This is a genomic window from Streptomyces sp. SS1-1, from assembly GCF_008973465.1.
Classification (GTDB): domain Bacteria; phylum Actinomycetota; class Actinomycetes; order Streptomycetales; family Streptomycetaceae; genus Streptomyces.
Map to the genome: position 1 here is coordinate 4,251,623 of NZ_WBXN01000004.1, position 19,981 is coordinate 4,271,603.

The window sequence follows — 19,981 nt, forward strand, 5'->3', positions numbered from 1 at the left end:
ACCACAGACTTACAACCCTGAGAGGGATTGACGCATAGTGCTCGACGTCAACTTCTTCGATGAGCTCCGGATCGGTCTGGCCACCGCTGACGACATCCGTCAGTGGAGCCACGGCGAGGTCAAGAAGCCCGAGACCATCAACTACCGCACCCTCAAGCCCGAGAAGGACGGCCTCTTCTGCGAGAAGATCTTCGGCCCCACCCGGGACTGGGAGTGCTACTGCGGCAAGTACAAGCGTGTCCGCTTCAAGGGCATCATCTGTGAGCGCTGCGGCGTCGAGGTGACCCGCGCCAAGGTGCGCCGTGAGCGGATGGGCCACATCGAGCTGGCCGCCCCCGTCACGCACATCTGGTACTTCAAGGGTGTCCCGTCGCGCCTCGGCTACCTGCTGGACCTGGCGCCCAAGGACCTCGAGAAGGTCATCTACTTCGCGGCGTACATGATCACGTACGTCGACGAGGAGCGCCGTACCCGCGACCTGCCCTCCCTGGAGGCGCACGTCTCGGTCGAGCGCCAGCAGATCGAGAACCGCCGGGACGCCGACCTGGAGGCCCGCGCCAAGAAGCTCGAGACCGACCTGGCCGAGCTCGAGGCCGAGGGTGCCAAGGCCGACGTGCGCCGCAAGGTGCGCGAGGGTGCCGAGCGCGAGATGAAGCAGCTGCGCGACCGTGCGCAGCGCGAGATCGACCGTCTCGACGAGGTCTGGACCCGGTTCAAGAACCTCAAGGTCCAGGACCTCGAGGGCGACGAGCTGCTCTACCGCGAGCTGCGTGACCGCTTCGGCACGTACTTCGACGGCTCGATGGGTGCCGCGGCGCTGCAGAAGCGCCTGGAGTCCTTCGACCTGGAGGAGGAGGCCGAGAAGCTCCGCGAGATCATCCGCACCGGCAAGGGCCAGAAGAAGACCCGTGCGCTCAAGCGCCTGAAGGTCGTCTCCGCGTTCCTGCAGACCAGCAACAGCCCCAAGGGCATGGTGCTCGACTGCGTGCCGGTCATCCCGCCGGACCTGCGTCCGATGGTGCAGCTGGACGGTGGCCGCTTCGCGACCTCCGACCTGAACGACCTGTACCGCCGTGTCATCAACCGCAACAACCGCCTGAAGCGGCTTCTCGACCTCGGCGCGCCCGAGATCATCGTGAACAACGAGAAGCGCATGCTCCAGGAGGCCGTGGACGCGCTGTTCGACAACGGCCGTCGTGGCCGGCCGGTCACCGGCCCGGGCAACCGTCCGCTGAAGTCGCTGTCCGACATGCTCAAGGGCAAGCAGGGCCGCTTCCGTCAGAACCTGCTCGGCAAGCGAGTCGACTACTCGGCGCGTTCCGTCATCGTCGTCGGCCCGCAGCTGAAGCTGCACCAGTGCGGTCTGCCCAAGGCCATGGCGCTGGAGCTCTTCAAGCCGTTCGTGATGAAGCGCCTGGTCGACCTGAACCACGCGCAGAACATCAAGAGCGCCAAGCGCATGGTGGAGCGCGGCCGCACGGTCGTGTACGACGTCCTCGAAGAGGTCATCGCCGAGCACCCGGTTCTGCTGAACCGTGCTCCCACCCTGCACCGCCTCGGCATCCAGGCCTTCGAGCCGCAGCTGGTCGAGGGCAAGGCCATCCAGATCCACCCGCTCGTCTGCACCGCGTTCAACGCGGACTTCGACGGTGACCAGATGGCCGTGCACCTGCCGCTGTCCGCGGAGGCGCAGGCCGAGGCCCGCATCCTGATGCTGTCCTCGAACAACATCCTCAAGCCCGCCGACGGCCGTCCGGTGACGATGCCGACCCAGGACATGGTCCTCGGTCTGTTCTTCCTCACCACCGACGGCGAGATGCGGGACGTGAAGGGCGAGGACCGCTCCTTCTCCTCCGTGGCCGAGGCGATCATGGCCTTCGACGCCGGCGAGCTCTCGCTCCAGTCGAAGATCGACATCCGCTTCCCGGTCGGCACCATCCCGCCGCGCGGCTGGACCCCGCCGGCGCAGGAGGAGGGCGAGCCGGAGTGGCAGCAGGGTGACTCGTTCCGTCTGCGGACGACCCTGGGCCGCGCGCTCTTCAACGAGCTGCTGCCCGAGGACTACCCGTTCGTCGACTACGAGGTCGGCAAGAAGCAGCTCTCCGAGATCGTCAACGACCTCGCCGAGCGGTACCCGAAGGTCATCGTGGCGGCGACGCTCGACAACCTGAAGGCGTCCGGCTTCTACTGGGCGACCCGTTCCGGTGTCACCGTGGCCATCTCCGACGTCGTCGTTCCCGAGGCGAAGAAGGAGATCGTCAAGGGCTACGAGGCGCAGGACGAGAAGGTCCAGAAGCAGTACGAGCGCGGTCTGATCACCAAGGACGAGCGCACGCAGGAGCTCATCGCGATCTGGACCAAGGCGACCAACGAGGTCGCCGAGGCGATGAACGACAACTTCCCGAAGACCAACCCGATCTTCATGATGGTGAACTCGGGTGCACGAGGCAACATGATGCAGATGCGTCAGATCGCCGGTATGCGTGGTCTGGTGTCGAACGCGAAGAACGAGACGATCCCGCGTCCGATCAAGGCGTCGTTCCGTGAGGGCCTGTCCGTGCTGGAGTACTTCATCTCCACGCACGGTGCCCGTAAGGGTCTGGCGGACACCGCCCTGCGTACCGCCGACTCGGGTTACCTCACCCGTCGTCTGGTGGACGTCTCGCAGGACGTCATCATCCGCGAGGAGGACTGCGGCACCGAGCGCGGTCTGAAGCTGCGGATCGCCCACCGCGGCGCCGACGGCGTGCTGCGCAAGGCGGACGACGTCGAGACCAGCGTCTACGCCCGCATGCTCGCCGAGGACGTCGTCATCGACGGCAAGGTGATCGCGCCGGCCAACGTGGACCTGGGCGACGTGCTCATCGACCAGCTGGTGCACCACGGTGTCGAGGAGGTCAAGACCCGTTCGATCCTGACCTGCGAGTCCCAGGTCGGCACCTGCGCGATGTGCTACGGCCGTTCGCTGGCCACCGGCAAGCTGGTCGACATCGGTGAGGCGGTCGGCATCATCGCCGCCCAGTCCATCGGTGAGCCCGGCACCCAGCTGACGATGCGTACCTTCCACACCGGTGGTGTGGCCGGTGACGACATCACCCAGGGTCTGCCGCGTGTCGTCGAGCTCTTCGAGGCCCGTACCCCGAAGGGTGTCGCCCCGATCTCCGAGGCCACCGGCCGCGTGCGGATCGAGGAGACCGAGAAGACCAAGAAGATCGTCGTCACCCCGGACGACGGCAGCGACGAGACGGCGTACCCGATCTCGAAGCGCGCCCGTCTCCTGGTCAGCGAGGGCGAGCACGTCGAGGTGGGCCAGAAGCTCACCGTGGGTGCCACCAACCCGCACGACGTGCTGCGCATCCTGGGTCAGCGTGCCGTCCAGGTCCACCTGGTCGGCGAGGTCCAGAAGGTCTACAACTCGCAGGGTGTGTCGATCCACGACAAGCACATCGAGATCATCATCCGGCAGATGCTCCGCCGCGTGACGATCATCGAGTCCGGCGACGCCGAGCTGCTGCCCGGCGAGCTGGTCGAGCGCTCGAAGTTCGAGACCGAGAACCGTCGTGTGGTCCAGGAGGGCGGTCACCCGGCCTCCGGCCGGCCGCAGCTCATGGGTATCACCAAGGCCTCGCTGGCCACGGAGTCCTGGCTGTCGGCGGCGTCCTTCCAGGAGACGACGCGAGTCCTCACGGACGCGGCGATCAACGCCAAGTCCGACTCGCTCATCGGCCTCAAGGAGAACGTCATCATCGGTAAGCTCATCCCGGCCGGTACGGGTCTGTCCCGCTACCGCAACATCCGGGTCGAGCCGACCGAGGAGGCCAAGGCCGCGATGTACTCGGCCGTCGGCTACGACGACATCGACTACTCGCCGTTCGGCACGGGCTCCGGCCAGGCCGTTCCGCTGGAGGACTACGACTACGGTCCGTACAACCAGTAAGCGAGCGATCGTGTGAAGGGCGGTCACCCCTCGGGGTGGCCGCCCTTCGGCGTGTCCGGGGCCGGCTCCGGGATCCCTCAGGGTCCGACCCCGATGCCCTGACGGCCGGTTCGGCGCATGATGGAGGGACTCCGACCGTTACGGGGGAGGTGCTCCATGACTCAGCCGTCGTGGCCGCCGTGGCGGCCCTGGCAGGGGCCCGGGCCGCAGCCGTGGCCGAGGGGTGGAGGTGGTGCGCCGCGGCCCTGGGCACCGGCCGCCGCCCCCGCGATGCTCGCCTCGCACGCCGACCGGGAGCGCGCCGTGGACGTGCTCAGGGCAGGGTTCGGGGAGGGGCGCCTGGAGAAGCCCGAGTTCGACCAGCGGGTGGCGCGGGCCTACGCGGCCCGTACGGTGGGGGAGCTGGCCCTGCTGGTGGCCGACCTGCCCCAGGGCCCCCTGCCGCTGCCGGCGCCCGTCACGCCCGTGCCGCGGACCTTCCTGCCATACGACCGGCCGCGGACCAACGGCAAGGCGGTCGGTTCGGCCGTGTGCGGGGTGCTCTGCCTGATGAGTTTCGGCCTGGCCGGCATACCGGCCGTCGTGCTGGGGCACTCGGCCCGCGCCGAGATACGGCGCACGGGCGAGAGCGGTGACGGGCTCGCGCTGACGGGGCTCGTCCTCGGCTGGCTGTCGAACGCGGCGTGGGCGGCGCTGCTGACGCTGATGATCGTGGCCGCGGCCGTGTCCGCGTGACGGTGGCGGGCGCGCGGTGAGAGGTCTGTGACGTGGCCGGATCGACCGGACGAAGATCGTTGTCGCCGTGTGGTCTTGACATCGGCCGCATGGCGATGCGGGCGAGACCCATTTGTTTTGACCGCAGCGAATGCGATAGGTACGCTCAGACCTTGTGCCTGGGGTGTGCCCTGGCTCTTGTGCGTGCCTTCAGACCGTACAGCGAGCTGTGAGCGGCCACCGTGATCTGTGCTCTTTTCGCCTCGCGGCGGGAGTCCGCCGGATTCGACACACCCGACCGCGTGGGTCGGTGACGTTCCAGGTTAGCTTCACCATTCGGCACACAGAAACCGGAGAAGTAGTGCCTACGATCCAGCAGCTGGTCCGCAAGGGCCGGCAGGACAAGGTCGAGAAGAACAAGACGCCCGCACTCGAGGGTTCCCCTCAGCGTCGTGGCGTCTGCACGCGTGTGTTCACGACCACCCCGAAGAAGCCGAACTCGGCCCTGCGTAAGGTCGCGCGTGTGCGTCTGACCAGCGGGATCGAGGTCACCGCTTACATTCCGGGTGAGGGACACAACCTGCAGGAGCACTCCATCGTGCTCGTGCGCGGCGGCCGTGTGAAGGACCTGCCGGGTGTTCGCTACAAGATCATCCGCGGCTCCCTCGACACCCAGGGTGTCAAGAACCGCAAGCAGGCCCGCAGCCGCTACGGCGCCAAGAAGGAGAAGTAAGAATGCCTCGTAAGGGCCCCGCCCCGAAGCGCCCGGTCATCATCGACCCGGTCTACGGCTCTCCTCTGGTGACCTCCCTGATCAACAAGGTGCTGCTGAACGGCAAGCGCTCCACCGCCGAGCGCATCGTCTACGGCGCCATGGAGGGCCTGCGTGAGAAGACGGGCAACGACCCGATCATCACGCTGAAGCGCGCTCTTGAGAACATCAAGCCGACCCTCGAGGTCAAGTCCCGCCGTGTCGGTGGTGCGACGTACCAGGTCCCGATCGAGGTCAAGCCCGGTCGCGCCAACACGCTCGCGCTGCGCTGGCTGGTCGGTTACTCCCGCGCCCGTCGCGAGAAGACCATGACCGAGCGTCTGCTCAACGAGCTCCTCGACGCCTCCAACGGCCTGGGTGCCGCTGTGAAGAAGCGCGAGGACACGCACAAGATGGCCGAGTCCAACAAGGCCTTCGCGCACTACCGCTGGTAGTCGCTCCCCACATCGAGACCGAGAGAAGACTGAAGCCTTATGGCTACCACTTCACTTGACCTGGCCAGGGTCCGAAACATCGGGATCATGGCCCACATCGACGCGGGCAAGACGACCACCACCGAGCGGATTCTGTTCTACACCGGTGTGTCCTACAAGATCGGTGAGGTCCACGACGGCGCTGCCACCATGGACTGGATGGAGCAGGAGCAGGAGCGTGGCATCACGATCACGTCTGCTGCCACCACCTGTCACTGGCCGCTCGAAGACAACGACTACACCATCAACATCATCGACACCCCCGGGCACGTCGACTTCACCGTCGAGGTGGAGCGGTCCCTGCGTGTGCTCGATGGTGCCGTGACGGTGTTCGACGGTGTCGCCGGTGTCGAGCCCCAGTCCGAGACGGTGTGGCGTCAGGCCGACCGTTACGGCGTCCCGCGCATCTGCTTCGTCAACAAGCTGGACCGTACCGGCGCCGAGTTCCACCGCTGCGTGGACATGATCTCGGACCGCCTGGGCGCCCAGCCGCTCGTCATGCAGCTCCCGATCGGCGCCGAGGCCGACTTCAAGGGCGTCGTGGACCTGGTCCGCATGAAGGCGCTCGTGTGGTCCGCCGAGGCCGCCAAGGGCGAGATGTACGACGTCGTCGACATCCCGGCCACGCACACCGAGGCCGCCGAGGAGTGGCGCGGCAAGCTGGTCGAGGCCGTCGCGGAGAACGACGAAGAGATCATGGAGCTGTACCTCGAGGGCCAGGAGCCCACCGAGGAGCAGCTGTACGCCGCGATCCGTCGCATCACCATCGCGTCCGGCAAGTCCAGCGACACCACGGTCACCCCGGTGTTCTGTGGCACCGCGTTCAAGAACAAGGGCGTCCAGCCCCTGCTCGACGCGGTCGTGCGCTACCTGCCGACCCCGCTCGACGTCGAGGCCATCGAGGGCCACGACGTGAAGGACCCCGAGCTGGTCGTCAAGCGCAAGCCGTCCGACGACGAGCCGCTGTCCGCGCTGGCGTTCAAGATCATGAGCGACCCGCACCTCGGCAAGCTCACCTTCGTCCGGGTCTACTCGGGCCGCCTGGAGTCCGGCACCGCCGTGCTGAACTCCGTCAAGGGCAAGAAGGAGCGCATCGGCAAGATCTACCGCATGCACGCGAACAAGCGTGAGGAGATCGAGTCGGTGGGCGCCGGCGACATCGTCGCCGTCATGGGCCTGAAGCAGACCACCACCGGTGAGACGCTGTCCGACGACAAGCAGCCGGTGATCCTGGAGTCCATGGACTTCCCGGCGCCGGTCATCCAGGTCGCGATCGAGCCCAAGTCCAAGGGCGACCAGGAGAAGCTGGGTGTCGCCATCCAGCGTCTCGCGGAGGAGGACCCCTCCTTCCAGGTCCACTCGGACGAGGAGACCGGTCAGACCATCATCGGCGGTATGGGCGAGCTGCACCTCGAGGTGCTGGTCGACCGTATGCGCCGTGAGTTCAAGGTCGAGGCCAACGTCGGCAAGCCGCAGGTCGCCTACCGCGAGACGATCCGCAAGGCCGTCGAGCGCGTCGACTACACGCACAAGAAGCAGACTGGTGGTACCGGCCAGTTCGCGAAGGTGCAGATCGCGATCGAGCCGATCGAGGGCGGCGACGCCTCGTACGAGTTCGTGAACAAGGTCACCGGTGGCCGTATCCCGAAGGAGTACATCCCTTCGGTGGACGCCGGTGCGCAGGAGGCCATGCAGTTCGGCATCCTCGCGGGCTACGAGATGACCGGCGTGCGCGTCACGCTGATCGACGGTGGCTACCACGAGGTCGACTCCTCCGAGCTCGCGTTCAAGATCGCCGGCTCGCAGGCCTTCAAGGAGGCCGCGCGCAAGGCCAGCCCCGTGCTGCTCGAGCCGATGATGGCCGTCGAGGTCACCACGCCCGAGGACTACATGGGCGAGGTCATCGGTGACATCAACTCCCGCCGTGGCCAGATCCAGGCCATGGAGGAGCGGGCGGGTGCTCGCGTCGTGAAGGGCCTCGTGCCCCTCTCGGAGATGTTCGGTTACGTCGGCGACCTGCGCAGCAAGACGTCCGGCCGGGCCAGCTACTCCATGCAGTTCGACTCCTACGCCGAGGTTCCGCGGAACGTCGCCGAGGAGATCATCGCGAAGGCCAAGGGCGAGTAACGCACCGCGTTCACACGCTTTAGGCTTGACTCCGGAGCCTCAGGGGGCATTCCACCGCAACAGCGGGCGGAATGCCCCGGGGCCCGGGCTTTCCAGCAAAGATCACCTGGCGCCGATGAAGCAAGGCGTTCAGAACCACTCCACAGGAGGACCCCGTGGCGAAGGCGAAGTTCGAGCGGACTAAGCCCCACGTCAACATCGGCACCATCGGTCACATCGACCACGGTAAGACGACCCTCACGGCCGCCATTACCAAGGTGCTGCACGACGCGTACCCGGACCTGAACGAGGCCTCGGCCTTCGACCAGATCGACAAGGCTCCCGAGGAGCGCCAGCGCGGTATCACCATCTCCATCGCGCACGTCGAGTACCAGACGGAGACCCGTCACTACGCCCACGTCGACTGCCCCGGTCACGCGGACTACATCAAGAACATGATCACGGGTGCGGCGCAGATGGACGGCGCCATCCTCGTGGTCGCCGCCACCGACGGCCCGATGCCGCAGACCAAGGAGCACGTGCTCCTGGCCCGCCAGGTCGGCGTTCCGTACATCGTCGTCGCCCTGAACAAGGCCGACATGGTGGACGACGAGGAGATCCTGGAGCTCGTCGAGCTCGAGGTGCGTGAGCTCCTCTCCGAGTACGAGTTCCCGGGCGACGACGTTCCCGTCGTCAAGGTCTCGGCGCTCAAGGCGCTCGAGGGCGACAAGGAGTGGGGCCAGTCGGTCCTAGACCTGATGGCCGCCGTCGACGAGGCGATCCCGCAGCCCGAGCGTGACGTCGACAAGCCGTTCCTGATGCCGATCGAGGACGTCTTCACCATCACCGGTCGCGGTACGGTCGTCACCGGCCGTATCGAGCGTGGTGTCCTCAAGGTCAACGAGACCGTCGACATCATCGGCATCAAGCCGGAGAAGACCACCACCACGGTCACCGGCATCGAGATGTTCCGCAAGCTGCTCGACGAGGGCCAGGCCGGTGAGAACGTCGGTCTGCTGCTCCGCGGCATCAAGCGCGAGGACGTCGAGCGCGGCCAGGTCATCATCAAGCCCGGTTCGGTCACCCCGCACACCGAGTTCGAGGCCCAGGCCTACATCCTGTCCAAGGACGAGGGTGGCCGCCACACGCCGTTCTTCAACAACTACCGTCCGCAGTTCTACTTCCGTACGACGGACGTGACCGGCGTCGTGACCCTCCCCGAGGGCACCGAGATGGTCATGCCGGGTGACAACACCGAGATGAAGGTGGAGCTCATCCAGCCCGTCGCCATGGAAGAGGGCCTGAAGTTCGCCATCCGTGAGGGTGGCCGGACGGTCGGCGCCGGCCAGGTCACCAAGATCAACAAGTAATCTTGTCGGTCTGACCTGGTAGCTCCAGCGCGAGCACCTGAAGGGGCCCGCACGACTTCGGTCGTGCGGGCCCTTTCGCATGCCCGGAGACACGTCCGGGCGCGGTTCGTCAGGGGGTGCGGCGCAGGCCGTCGACCAGGACGGCGGCGAGCCCGCGGGCGTCGTAGTCGGGGTCGTTCTCGGCGCCGATGCACAGGTTGCCGACGCCGCGCAGCAGGGTGAGCGCCGTGATGTCGTCGCGGATCTCGCCGGCGGCGGCCGAGGCGGACAGCAGGTCGGCGCAGACGGGCACCAGACGGTCCAGGAAGTAGTCGTGCAGGGCGGCGAACCCGGACTGGTCGGAGCGCAGCACGGCGGCGAGGCCGTGCTTGGTGACCAGGAAGTCCACGAACAGGTCGATCCAGCGGCGCAGGGCCGCGTGCGGGGTCGGGCCCTCGGCGAGCAGGGCCGGGCCGGCCTCGGCGCAGGCGTCCACCTGGTGCCGGTAGACGGCGATGATCAGGTCCGCGCGGGTCGGGAAGTGCCGGTAGAGGGTGCCCGTGCCGACGCCGGCCCGGGCGGCGATGTCCCGCACCGGGGCGTCCACGCCCGCGGTGACGAAGACCGCGGCGGCCGCGTCGAGCAGCGTCTCCTTGTTGCGCCGGGCGTCCTTCCGCCGGGACGGTGCCGCGCTCGTGCCGCGCTGGTCGCTCTCGCTCACCGCGTCGCTCCTCGCTCTCTCGCCGGGTCCCCGCATGGTCTCACGCAGGCGGAACGGAGCCGTCGTACGTCTGCGCTTGCGGAAGCGGAACAACGTTCCGTATCGTGGGAGGCGTACCGGAACGTTGTTCCGCTTCCAGTGTAGGAGACTTCCATGCAGTACCGCACGCTCGGCCGCACCGGCGTCCAGGTCAGCACGCTCGCGCTCGGCGCCATGAACTTCGGCGCCATCGGGCGCACCACCCAGGACGAGGCCACCGCCATCGTCGACGCGGCCCTGGAGGCCGGCGTCAACCTCATCGACACCGCCGACTTCTACGGCGAGGGCGAGTCCGAGGAGATGGTCGGCAAGGCCATCGCGGGTCGCCGCGACGACCTGGTCCTGGCCACCAAGGCCACCATGCCGATCGGGGAGGAGCGCAACCACCGTGGCAGCTCCCGCCGCTGGCTCTACAAGGCCCTCGACGACAGCCTGCGCCGCCTCGGCGTCGACCACGTCGACCTGTTCCAGATCCACCGCTGGGACCCCACGACGACCGACGAGGAGACCCTGTCGGCCCTGACCGACCTCCAGCGCGCCGGGAAGATCCGCTACTTCGGCTCCTCCACCTTCCCCGCCTACCGCATCGTGCAGGCGCAGTGGGCCGCCCGCGAGCTGCGTCTGGGCCGGTACGTCACCGAGCAGCCCAGCTACTCGATCCTCCAGCGCGGCATCGAGTCGCACGTCCTCCCGGTGACCCAGGAGTACGGCCTCGGCGTGCTGGTGTGGAGCCCGCTCGCCTCGGGCTGGCTGTCCGGCGCGGTCCGCAAGGGCCAGGAGGTGACCACGAGCCGCTCGAAGGTGCTGCCCGAGCGCTTCGACCTCTCGATCCCCTCCAACCAGGCCCGCAGCGAGGCCGTCGAGCGGCTGGCCGTGGTCGCCGACGAGGCCGGGCTCACCCTGATCCAGCTGGCCCTGGGATTCGTCAACGCGCACCCCGCCGTGACCGCCGCGCTCATCGGCCCCCGCACGCTGGAGCATCTGCACTCCCAGCTCGCCGCCGCCGACACCGTGCTCTCCGCCGACGTCCTCGACGCGATCGACGAGATCGTCGCCCCCGGCACCGACCTGGCCCCGCAGGAGAAGTTCGACACGCCGCCCGCGCTGCTCGACGTGTCCCTGCGCCGCCGCTGACCGGGACGGACGGCACCTGATGTCCGGCATCCCCCGGCCCAGCTTCGGGATCATGACCGCGCCCTCGCAGGTCGGCTACGACGACCTCGTCCGCGTCTGGCGCGAGGCGGACGAGGTCCCCGAGATCGAGCACGCCTGGCTGTTCGACCACCTCATGCCCATCTTCGGCGACCCCCAGGGTCCGGTCTTCGAGGGCTGGACGCTGCTCGCCGCCCTCGCGGCGCAGACCCGGCGGCTCCGGCTCGGCGTGATGGTGACCAGCAACCGGTTCCGGGCGCCCGCGCATCTCGCCAAGATCGCGACGACGGTGGACGTCGTCTCCGGCGGGCGGCTGGACTTCGGCATCGGGGTCGGCTCACGGCCCCACCCGCCGGAGGCCCGGCGCGAGTACCCGGCCCACGGTCTGCCCTTCCTGGAGCCGGCCCGGGCGGTCGAGAGCCTCGCCGAGGCGTGCACGGTGATCCGCCGGCTGTGGACCGCGGACGAGCCGTTCGACTTCCACGGCACCCATCACCGGCTGACCGGGGCCTTCGCCCGCCCCAGGCCCGTGCAGCGCCCGCATCCGCCGATCCTCGTCGGCGGCCGGTCGTCGGCGACGCTGCGGGTGGCCGCGGTCCACGCCGACGTGTGGAACGTGCCGGGCGGCGACATCGACGACGTGGTGCGGCGCAGCGCCCTGCTGGACCGGTACTGCGCCGACATCGGCCGCGACCCGGCGTCGATCGTCCGGTCGATCCACCTGCCGGTCGACACCGGCCGGCCCGGCGCCGTGCGGGACGCCGTGGGGGAGGCGCTGGAGGCGGGGTTCCGGCACGTCGTGCTCGGGCTGCCGGCGCCGTTCCCCGCGGGCATCGCCCGGTGGGTGGCGGAGGAGGTGATCCGTCCGTCGGCGGGATGACAGGGGCCTGAAAACCCGGCGCGTGCACGGGTATTGACGCGCCGCTCGGCCAGACCATACCGTCCGCCCCACCCCCTAATGTTTCGGATGCGTTTTCGAAACATTCGAGAACGAGGACGGGAATGGAAGCCCCATGAGACCCCTTCGTTTCGCCACCGTGGCCCTCACCACCGCGGCACTGGCCCTGCCGCTCCTGGGCGGTTCGGCGTCCGCCGCCCCCAAGGCCGGCCCCAAGGCGCCGCCGCACGCCCACGCGGCGCCCGACCGGCTGCGCGCGGCCGCCCCCGAAGGTTTCGTGATCGGCTCGGCCGTGGCCGGCGGCGGTCACCATCTGGAGCAGGACTACCCGGACCCCTTCACGTACGACAAGGAGTACCGGAAGGTCCTGGGGCGGGAGTTCAGCTCCGTCTCGCCCGAGAACCAGATGAAGTGGGACTACATCCACCCCGAGCGCGACCGCTACGACTTCGGGCAGGCGGACGCGATCGTCGAGTTCGCCCGCAAGAACCACCAAGTGGTGCGCGGCCACACGCTGTTGTGGCACAGCCAGAACCCCGCGTGGCTGGAGAACGGCGACTTCACCAAGGCGGAGCTGCGCTCCCTCCTGCACGAGCACATCACCAAGGTGGTCGGCCGGTACAAGGGGAGGATCCAGCAGTGGGACGTGGCGAACGAGATCTTCGACGACCAGGGCAACCTGCGGACGCAGGAGAACATCTGGATCCGTGAGCTCGGTCCGGGAATCGTCGCGGACGCGTTCCGCTGGGCGCACCAGGCCGACCCGAAGGCGAAGCTGTTCCTCAACGACTACAACGTCGAGAGCGTCAACGCGAAGAGCGACGCGTACTACGCGCTGGTGAAGGATCTGCGCGCCCAGCGGGTGCCGGTGCACGGCTTCTCCGTGCAGGGCCACCTGAGCACGCGCTACGGCTTCCCCGGCGACCTCGCCGACAACCTGCGCCGCTTCGACGCGCTCGGCCTGGAGACGGCGGTCACCGAGCTGGACGTCCGCATGGACGTCCCGGAGGGCTCGCGCCCGACCGCGGCCCAGGAGAAGCGGCAGGCGGAGTACTACCAGCGGATGCTTCAGGCGTGCCTGGAGGTCGACGGCTGCAACTCGTTCACCATCTGGGGCTTCACCGACAAGTACTCGTGGGTCCCGGTGTTCTTCCAGGGCGAGGGCTTCGCGACCGTCATGACGGACGGCTTCGGCCGCAAGCCGGCGTACTACGCGCTGCGCGACACGCTGAAGGACGCCCGCGAGCACGACTGCGGGAAGGGCGGCCCGAAGGGGCCCAGGCCCCCGACGCACTGAGGCGTCCCCGAACCACCGCCCCGGCCCGGTCGTCCGACACCGGCCCGGGGCGGTTCCATGTCCACAGTCCGTACACGTTGTCCAGATAGCGGACATTCGGGCCCGCCCCTTGGTATCCGCGTAACGCAGGAGTAACACTGGAAGGGTTGCGCGACCCTTCGTATACGAAACCGGCGTACGAACGCGGCCGCCGACGTCCCGCGCGCGGCAACGGCGCCGAGCGCCCCCACCGGTGCCGTACCGGTGAAGCCGTGCCAGAAAGGGACCTGCCCCGTGACCCCCGTGTCCTCCCGACCCGACCCCAAGACCTCCCTCGACCGTCTGCGCGCCGAGGTGGAGCGCCGCAACCCCGCGGAGCCCGAGTTCCACCAGGCCGCCCGAGAGGTCCTGGAGACGCTCGCCCCCGTGCTCGCCGCGCGGCCCGAGTACGCCGAGCCGGGGCTCGTGGAGCGGCTCGTCGAGCCGGAGCGGCAGATCATGTTCCGGGTCCCGTGGCAGGACGACCAGGGCCGCGTCCACGTGAACCGCGGCTTCCGCGTCGAGTTCAACAGCGCCCTCGGCCCGTACAAGGGCGGTCTGCGCTTCCACCCCTCGGTGAACCTCGGCATCATCAAGTTCCTGGGCTTCGAGCAGATCTTCAAGAACGCGCTCACCGGGCTCGGCATCGGCGGCGGCAAGGGCGGCAGCGACTTCGACCCGCAGGGCCGCAGCGACGCCGAGGTCATGCGCTTCTGCCAGTCCTTCATGAGCGAGCTGTACCGGCACATCGGCGAGTACACCGACATCCCCGCCGGTGACATCGGCGTCGGCGGCCGGGAGATCGGCTACCTGTTCGGCCAGTACCGGCGCATCACCAACCGCTGGGAGGGCGGCGTCCTCACCGGCAAGAGCGCCGGCTGGGGCGGCTCGCTGATCCGCCCGGAGGCCACCGGGTACGGCAACGTGCTCTTCACCGAGGCCATGCTGCGCTCCCGCGGCGAGGACCTGGAGGGGCAGACCGCGGTCGTCTCCGGCTCCGGCAACGTGGCCATCTACACCATCCAGAAGCTGACCGCCCTCGGCGCCAACCCGGTCACCTGCTCCGACTCCAGCGGCTACGTCGTCGACGAGAAGGGCATCGACCTGGAGTTGCTGCGCCAGATCAAGGAGGTCGAGCGGGGCCGGGTGAGCGCGTACGCCGAACGCCGGGGCGCCTCCGCGCGGTTCGTGCCGGACGGCCGGGTCTGGGACGTCCCGGCGGACGTCGCCCTGCCGTCGGCCACGCAGAACGAGCTGAACGCCGTGGACGCCGACGCCCTGATCCGCAACGGCGTCAAGGCGGTCTCCGAGGGCGCGAACATGCCCACCACGCCCGAGGCCGTGCAGCTGTTCCAGCGGGCCGGGGTCGCCTTCGGGCCCGGCAAGGCGGCCAACGCCGGCGGGGTCGCGGTCAGCGCGCTGGAGATGACGCAGAACGCCTCGCGCACCTCGTGGAAGGCCGACCAGGTCGAGCGCGAGCTGGCCCGCATCATGAGCGACATCCACACCACCTGCGCCGAGACGGCCGAGCGCTACGGCGCCCCGGGCGACTACGTGACCGGCGCCAACATCGCCGGCTTCGAGCGGGTGGCGGACGCGATGCTGGCCCAGGGCGTCATCTGACGTACCGGGGGAGGCGCGCGCACGGCGGCCCAGGGTTTGACCTGCGTCACGCTCGGGGTATTCTCTCCGGCTCGATTGGCCAGGCCCCTGCCCCGTATGGCAGACTAGCGGGGTTGCTCGGTCGAGTGTTGATGCTGCGCGCCTCCCGCCGGGAGGACCGGAAGCGAGTCCCACAGTACTCGTCGCCCTAACTGCCGAAAGGCAGCGCTGGGGCGGACGTACGGGAATCTTCCGGGAAGTGTCGGCGCGGCACCGACCAGGCACCCGGTGGGCCTCCTAGCTCCCGGCTTGCGGTTCCGGAAGGGCCGTGTTCCCCACGCAGGGATGTTCGAACAAGGGACATCTGTGTCAGCGGGAGCGCGACACGCCCGACCGCGTGGGTCGGAGGAGGTCAAGGGAACACCGGGTTCCAGAGCGTATGAGAGACAGGACTACTGAGTAGCCATGGCGGGACAGAAGATCCGCATCCGGCTCAAGGCCTACGACCACGAGGTCATCGACTCTTCGGCGAAGAAGATCGTCGAGACGGTGACTCGCACTGGTGCGTCGGTCGCGGGCCCGGTGCCGCTGCCCACTGAGAAGAACGTGTACTGCGTCATCAAGTCGCCGCACAAGTACAAGGACTCGCGCGAGCACTTCGAGATGCGCACGCACAAGCGCCTGATCGACATCCTCGACCCGACCCCCAAGACCGTTGACTCTCTGATGCGACTCGACCTCCCGGCCGGTGTCGACATCGAGATCAAGCTCTGAGGCCGGTGATCTGAACGATGGCTAAGCAGATCAAGGGCATCCTGGGCGAGAAGCTCGGCATGACGCAGGTGTGGGACGCGAACAACCGCGTCGTCCCGGTCACCGTCGTCAAGGCGGGCCCCAACGTCGTCACCCAGGTCCGTACGAACGACGTCGACGGCTACGAGTCGGTCCAGATCGCCTTCGGCGAGATCGACCCGCGCAAGGTGAACAAGCCCCTCAAGGGCCACTTCGCCAAGGCCGACGTCACTCCCCGTCGCCACCTCGTCGAGATCCGCACCGCTGACGCCTCCGAGTACACGCTCGGCCAGGAAGTCACGGCCGAGGTCTTCGAGGCCGGCGTGAAGGTCGACGTCACCGGCAAGAGCAAGGGCAAGGGCTTCGCCGGTGTCATGAAGCGTCACAACTTCAAGGGCCTCGGCGCCGGTCACGGCACCCAGCGCAAGCACCGCTCGCCCGGTTCCATCGGTGGCTGCGCCACCCCGGGCCGTGTGTTCAAGGGCCTCCGCATGGCGGGTCGCATGGGCAACGAGCGGGTCACCACCCAGAACCTGACCGTCCACGCCGTTGACGCGGAGAAGGGTCTGCTGCTCATCAAGGGCGCGGTTCCCGGTCCGAACGGCGGCCTCGTCCTGGTCCGCACCGCGGCCAAGGGGGCCTGAGGTAACCGATGAGCACTGTTGACATCCTTTCGCCTGCTGGCGACAAGGCCGGTTCCGTCGAGCTCCCCGCGGAGATCTTCGGCGTAGAGAAGATCAGCGTTCCGCTGCTCCACCAGGTCGTCGTCGCCCAGCTGGCCGCTGCCCGTCAGGGCACGCACAAGACCAAGACCCGTGGCGAGGTCCGTGGTGGCGGCAAGAAGCCGTACCGCCAGAAGGGCACCGGTCGCGCCCGTCAGGGTTCGACCCGCGCGCCGCAGTTCGCCGGTGGTGGCGTCGTGCACGGTCCCGTGCCGCGTGACTACTCGCAGCGGACCCCGAAGAAGATGAAGGCCGCGGCCCTGCGCCACGCCCTCACCGACCGGGCCCGCAACAACCGCATCCACGTCGTCTCCGGCGTGATCGAGGGCGACAACCCGTCCACGAAGGCCGCGAAGAGCCTGTTCGGCAAGATCTCGGAGCGCAAGAACCTGCTCCTGGTCGTCGAGCGCGCCGACGAGGCCGCGTGGCTCTCCGCCCGCAACCTGCCCCAGGTCCACATCCTGGAGCCGGGCCAGCTGAACACGTACGACGTTCTCGTCTCGGACGACGTGGTCTTCACCCAGGCCGCGTTCGAGTCCTTCGTGTCGGGCCCGAAGGCCGATGACACCGAAGGGAGCGAGGCCTGATGGCTATCCGTCACCCCGCTATTGCCTCCAAGGCCGCGAAGAAGGCCAAGGCCGCTCGCGTCGCCAAGGCGCGCCGCCACGCCGCCGAGGGCAAGAACACCGTCGTCACCCCGGTCAGCAAGGCGTACACGGACCCCCGTGACGTGCTGCTGAAGCCGGTCGTGTCGGAGAAGAGCTACGCGCTCCTCGACGAGAACAAGTACACGTTCATCGTCGACCCGAACGCCAACAAGACCCAGATCAAGCAGGCCGTCCAGGCGGTCTTCGACGTCAAGGTCACTGGGGTCAACACGATCAACCGCGCCGGCAAGCGCAAGCGGACCCGCACCGGGTTCGGCCAGCGTGCCGCCACCAAGCGCGCGATCGTGACCCTCGCCGAGGGCGACCGTATCGACATCTTCGGCGGTCCGACCGCGTAAGCGGGTCGGATCGTCCGATATCGGACGAGGACTGAGAAATGGGAATCCGCAAGTACAAGCCGACTACGCCGGGCCGTCGTGGCTCCAGCGTCGCCGACTTCGTCGAGGTCACGCGGTCCACGCCGGAGAAGTCGCTGGTCCGCCCCCTGCACAGCAAGGGCGGCCGTAACAACGCCGGTCGTGTGACCGTTCGCCACCAGGGTGGCGGACACAAGCGCGCCTACCGCGTGATCGACTTCCGTCGTCACGACAAGGACGGCGTGCCGGCGAAGGTCGCGCACATCGAGTACGACCCCAACCGCACCGCGCGCATCGCGCTGCTGCACTACGCCGACGGCGAGAAGCGCTACATCCTCGCCCCGCGCAACCTGCAGCAGGGTGACCGCGTCGAGAACGGTCCCGGGGCCGACATCAAGCCGGGCAACAACCTGGCGCTCCGCAACATCCCGGTCGGTACCACGATCCACGCGATCGAGCTCCGTCCCGGTGGCGGCGCCAAGTTCGCCCGCTCCGCCGGTGCCTCCGTGCAGCTGCTCGCGAAGGAGGGCCAGATGGCCCACCTCCGCATGCCGTCCGGTGAGATCCGCCTGGTCGACGTGCGCTGCCGCGCCACCGTCGGCGAGGTCGGCAACGCCGAGCAGAGCAACATCAACTGGGGCAAGGCCGGCCGCAAGCGCTGGCTGGGCGTCCGCCCGACCGTCCGCGGTGTGGCGATGAACCCGGTTGACCACCCGCACGGTGGTGGTGAGGGCAAGACCTCCGGTGGTCGCCACCCGGTCTCCCCGTGGGGTCAGAAGGAAGGTCGTACTCGTGCTCCCAAGAAGGCGAGCAACAAGTACATCGTCCGCCGCCGCAAGACGAACAAGAAGCGCTAGGAGCGGGTTTAGATGCCGCGCAGTCTCAAGAAGGGGCCCTTCGTCGACGACCACCTGATCAAGAAGGTGGAAGCCCAGAACGAAGCCGGCACCAAGAACGTCATCAAGACCTGGTCCCGTCGCTCCATGATCGTGCCGGCCATGCTCGGCCACACGCTCGCGGTGCACAACGGCAAGACCCACATCCCGGTGTTCGTCACCGAGTCGATGGTCGGCCACAAGCTCGGCGAGTTCTCGCCGACGCGCACCTTCCGGGGCCACGTCAAGGACGACCGGAAGTCGAAGCGCCGCTAGTAGCGGATCGCATTCAGACACGTAAGAAACTGAAGGGACAACCATGGAAGCCAGGGCCCAGGCGCGGTACATCCGCGTCACGCCCATGAAGGCCCGCCGCGTGGTGGACCTCATCCGTGGCATGGACGCCACGGAGGCCCAGGCTGTTCTGCGATTCGCTCCGCAGGCAGCCTCCGTGCCGGTCGGCAAGGTGCTCGACAGCGCCATCGCCAACGCCGCGCACAACTACGACCACACGGACGCCTCCTCGCTGTTCATCAGCGAGGCGTACGTCGACGAGGGCCCGACCCTGAAGCGGTTCCGGCCGCGCGCCCAGGGCCGTGCCTACCGGATCCGCAAGCGGACCAGCCACATCACCGTGGTCGTCGCCAGCAAGGAAGGAACCCGGTAATGGGCCAGAAGGTTAACCCGCATGGGTTCCGGCTCGGTGTCACCACGGACTTCAAGTCCCGGTGGTACGCCGACAAGCTGTACAAGGACTACGTCAAGGAAGACGTCGCCATCCGTCGGATGATGACGTCCGGCATGGAGCGCGCCGGCATCTCGAAGGTGGAGATCGAGCGCACCCGTGACCGCGTCCGTGTGGACATCCACACCGCTCGCCCGGGCATCGTCATCGGCCGCCGCGGCGCCGAGGCGGACCGTATCCGCGGTGACCTGGAGAAGCTGACCGGCAAGCAGGTCCAGCTGAACATCCTCGAGGTCAAGAACCCGGAGACGGACGCTCAGCTGGTGGCCCAGGCCGTCGCCGAGCAGCTCTCCTCCCGCGTCTCCTTCCGCCGTGCCATGCGCAAGAGCATGCAGTCGGCGATGAAGGCGGGCGCCAAGGGCATCAAGATCCAGTGCGGTGGCCGCCTCGGTGGCGCCGAGATGTCCCGCTCGGAGTTCTACCGCGAGGGCCGCGTGCCCCTGCACACGCTCCGCGCGAACGTGGACTACGGCTTCTTCGAGGCCAAGACGACCTTCGGCCGCATCGGCGTGAAGGTCTGGATCTACAAGGGCGACGTCAAGAACATCGCCGAGGTCCGCGCCGAGAACGCCGCTGCCCGTGCGGGTAACCGCCCGGCGCGCGGCGGTGCCGACCGCCCGGCCCGTGGTGGCCGCGGTGGCGAGCGGCGCGGTCGTAAGCCGCAGCAGGCTGCCGGTTCCGAGGCCCCCAAGGCCGAGGCTCCCGCCGCTGCTCCGGCTGAGAGCACCGGAACGGAGGCCTGACC

19 protein-coding genes are annotated in these 19,981 nt (G+C 68.2%); 18 read left to right on the forward strand and 1 reads right to left on the reverse strand.

Features of this window, described 5'->3' with window-relative positions:
• Nucleotides 1-37: 37 nt before the first annotated feature.
• The 6 genes from F8R89_RS20980 to tuf all read left to right on the forward strand — a co-directional run bounded on the left by F8R89_RS20980 (nucleotide 38) and on the right by tuf (nucleotide 9,372).
• Nucleotides 38-3,937 (forward strand): DNA-directed RNA polymerase subunit beta', encoded by a 3,900-nt coding sequence (locus F8R89_RS20980; RefSeq protein ID WP_115507722.1) that lies wholly within the window; start codon nucleotides 38-40, stop codon nucleotides 3,935-3,937.
• 156 nt (nucleotides 3,938-4,093) lie between these two features.
• Nucleotides 4,094-4,672 (forward strand): DUF1707 and DUF4190 domain-containing protein, encoded by a 579-nt coding sequence (locus F8R89_RS20985; RefSeq protein WP_151785401.1) that lies wholly within the window; start codon nucleotides 4,094-4,096, stop codon nucleotides 4,670-4,672.
• A 340-nt stretch (nucleotides 4,673-5,012) separates the two neighbouring features.
• Entirely contained in the window at nucleotides 5,013-5,384 is a 372-nt protein-coding gene (gene rpsL, locus F8R89_RS20990; RefSeq protein WP_003948652.1) for a 30S ribosomal protein S12, read from the forward strand.
• A 2-nt stretch (nucleotides 5,385-5,386) separates the two neighbouring features.
• On the forward strand, nucleotides 5,387-5,857 hold the full coding sequence (gene rpsG, locus F8R89_RS20995) for a 30S ribosomal protein S7 (RefSeq protein WP_003992340.1): 471 nt from the start codon (nucleotides 5,387-5,389) through the stop codon (nucleotides 5,855-5,857).
• Between the two features lie 39 nt (nucleotides 5,858-5,896).
• The gene (gene fusA, locus F8R89_RS21000) at nucleotides 5,897-8,023 is read left to right on the forward strand and encodes an elongation factor G (protein ID WP_062664051.1); all 2,127 of its coding nucleotides are present in this window, start codon (nucleotides 5,897-5,899) and stop codon (nucleotides 8,021-8,023) included.
• A gap of 155 nt (nucleotides 8,024-8,178) precedes the next feature.
• A complete protein-coding gene (tuf, locus tag F8R89_RS21005) occupies nucleotides 8,179-9,372 on the forward strand; it encodes an elongation factor Tu (protein ID WP_055622545.1) in 1,194 nt (397 codons plus the stop codon).
• Nucleotides 9,373-9,481: 109 nt separating this feature from the next.
• On the opposite strand, the gene F8R89_RS21010 is transcribed toward tuf, so the two are convergent.
• A complete protein-coding gene (locus F8R89_RS21010) occupies nucleotides 9,482-10,072 on the reverse strand; it encodes a TetR/AcrR family transcriptional regulator (RefSeq protein WP_151785402.1) in 591 nt (196 codons plus the stop codon).
• Nucleotides 10,073-10,225: 153 nt separating this feature from the next.
• On the opposite strand from F8R89_RS21010, the gene F8R89_RS21015 reads away from it, so the two are divergent.
• The 12 genes from F8R89_RS21015 to rpsC all read left to right on the forward strand — a co-directional run bounded on the left by F8R89_RS21015 (nucleotide 10,226) and on the right by rpsC (nucleotide 19,979).
• Nucleotides 10,226-11,245 (forward strand): aldo/keto reductase, encoded by a 1,020-nt coding sequence (locus tag F8R89_RS21015; RefSeq protein WP_151785403.1) that lies wholly within the window; start codon nucleotides 10,226-10,228, stop codon nucleotides 11,243-11,245.
• 19 nt (nucleotides 11,246-11,264) lie between these two features.
• Nucleotides 11,265-12,143: an LLM class flavin-dependent oxidoreductase gene (locus tag F8R89_RS21020; RefSeq protein WP_151785404.1), complete on the forward strand. Its 879-nt coding sequence runs from the start codon at nucleotides 11,265-11,267 to the stop codon at nucleotides 12,141-12,143.
• A gap of 133 nt (nucleotides 12,144-12,276) precedes the next feature.
• A complete protein-coding gene (locus tag F8R89_RS21025; protein WP_151785405.1) occupies nucleotides 12,277-13,458 on the forward strand; it encodes an endo-1,4-beta-xylanase in 1,182 nt (393 codons plus the stop codon).
• Between the two features lie 282 nt (nucleotides 13,459-13,740).
• Nucleotides 13,741-15,099: an NADP-specific glutamate dehydrogenase gene (gdhA, locus tag F8R89_RS21030; protein ID WP_151788226.1), complete on the forward strand. Its 1,359-nt coding sequence runs from the start codon at nucleotides 13,741-13,743 to the stop codon at nucleotides 15,097-15,099.
• A 444-nt stretch (nucleotides 15,100-15,543) separates the two neighbouring features.
• Nucleotides 15,544-15,852: a 30S ribosomal protein S10 gene (gene rpsJ, locus F8R89_RS21035; RefSeq protein WP_003948644.1), complete on the forward strand. Its 309-nt coding sequence runs from the start codon at nucleotides 15,544-15,546 to the stop codon at nucleotides 15,850-15,852.
• A gap of 17 nt (nucleotides 15,853-15,869) precedes the next feature.
• Nucleotides 15,870-16,514 (forward strand): 50S ribosomal protein L3, encoded by a 645-nt coding sequence (rplC, locus tag F8R89_RS21040; protein ID WP_055622540.1) that lies wholly within the window; start codon nucleotides 15,870-15,872, stop codon nucleotides 16,512-16,514.
• An 8-nt stretch (nucleotides 16,515-16,522) separates the two neighbouring features.
• Nucleotides 16,523-17,179, forward strand: a complete 657-nt coding sequence (rplD, locus tag F8R89_RS21045) for a 50S ribosomal protein L4 (protein WP_151785406.1) — start codon at nucleotides 16,523-16,525, stop codon at nucleotides 17,177-17,179.
• Nucleotides 17,179-17,598, forward strand: a complete 420-nt coding sequence (gene rplW / locus F8R89_RS21050) for a 50S ribosomal protein L23 (RefSeq protein ID WP_062664037.1) — start codon at nucleotides 17,179-17,181, stop codon at nucleotides 17,596-17,598. The genes rplD and rplW overlap by 1 nt, the downstream gene beginning before the upstream one ends.
• Before the next feature lie 38 nt (nucleotides 17,599-17,636).
• Entirely contained in the window at nucleotides 17,637-18,473 is an 837-nt protein-coding gene (rplB, locus tag F8R89_RS21055) for a 50S ribosomal protein L2 (RefSeq protein ID WP_055622537.1), read from the forward strand.
• Between the two features lie 12 nt (nucleotides 18,474-18,485).
• A complete protein-coding gene (rpsS, locus tag F8R89_RS21060) occupies nucleotides 18,486-18,767 on the forward strand; it encodes a 30S ribosomal protein S19 (RefSeq protein WP_019753092.1) in 282 nt (93 codons plus the stop codon).
• 43 nt (nucleotides 18,768-18,810) lie between these two features.
• Nucleotides 18,811-19,158, forward strand: a complete 348-nt coding sequence (gene rplV / locus F8R89_RS21065; RefSeq protein WP_003998827.1) for a 50S ribosomal protein L22 — start codon at nucleotides 18,811-18,813, stop codon at nucleotides 19,156-19,158.
• Nucleotides 19,158-19,979, forward strand: coding sequence for a 30S ribosomal protein S3 (gene rpsC / locus F8R89_RS21070; protein WP_015658463.1), 822 nt, complete (start codon nucleotides 19,158-19,160; stop codon nucleotides 19,977-19,979). The genes rplV and rpsC overlap by 1 nt, the downstream gene beginning before the upstream one ends.
• The last annotated feature ends 2 nt before the right edge of the window (nucleotides 19,980-19,981 follow it).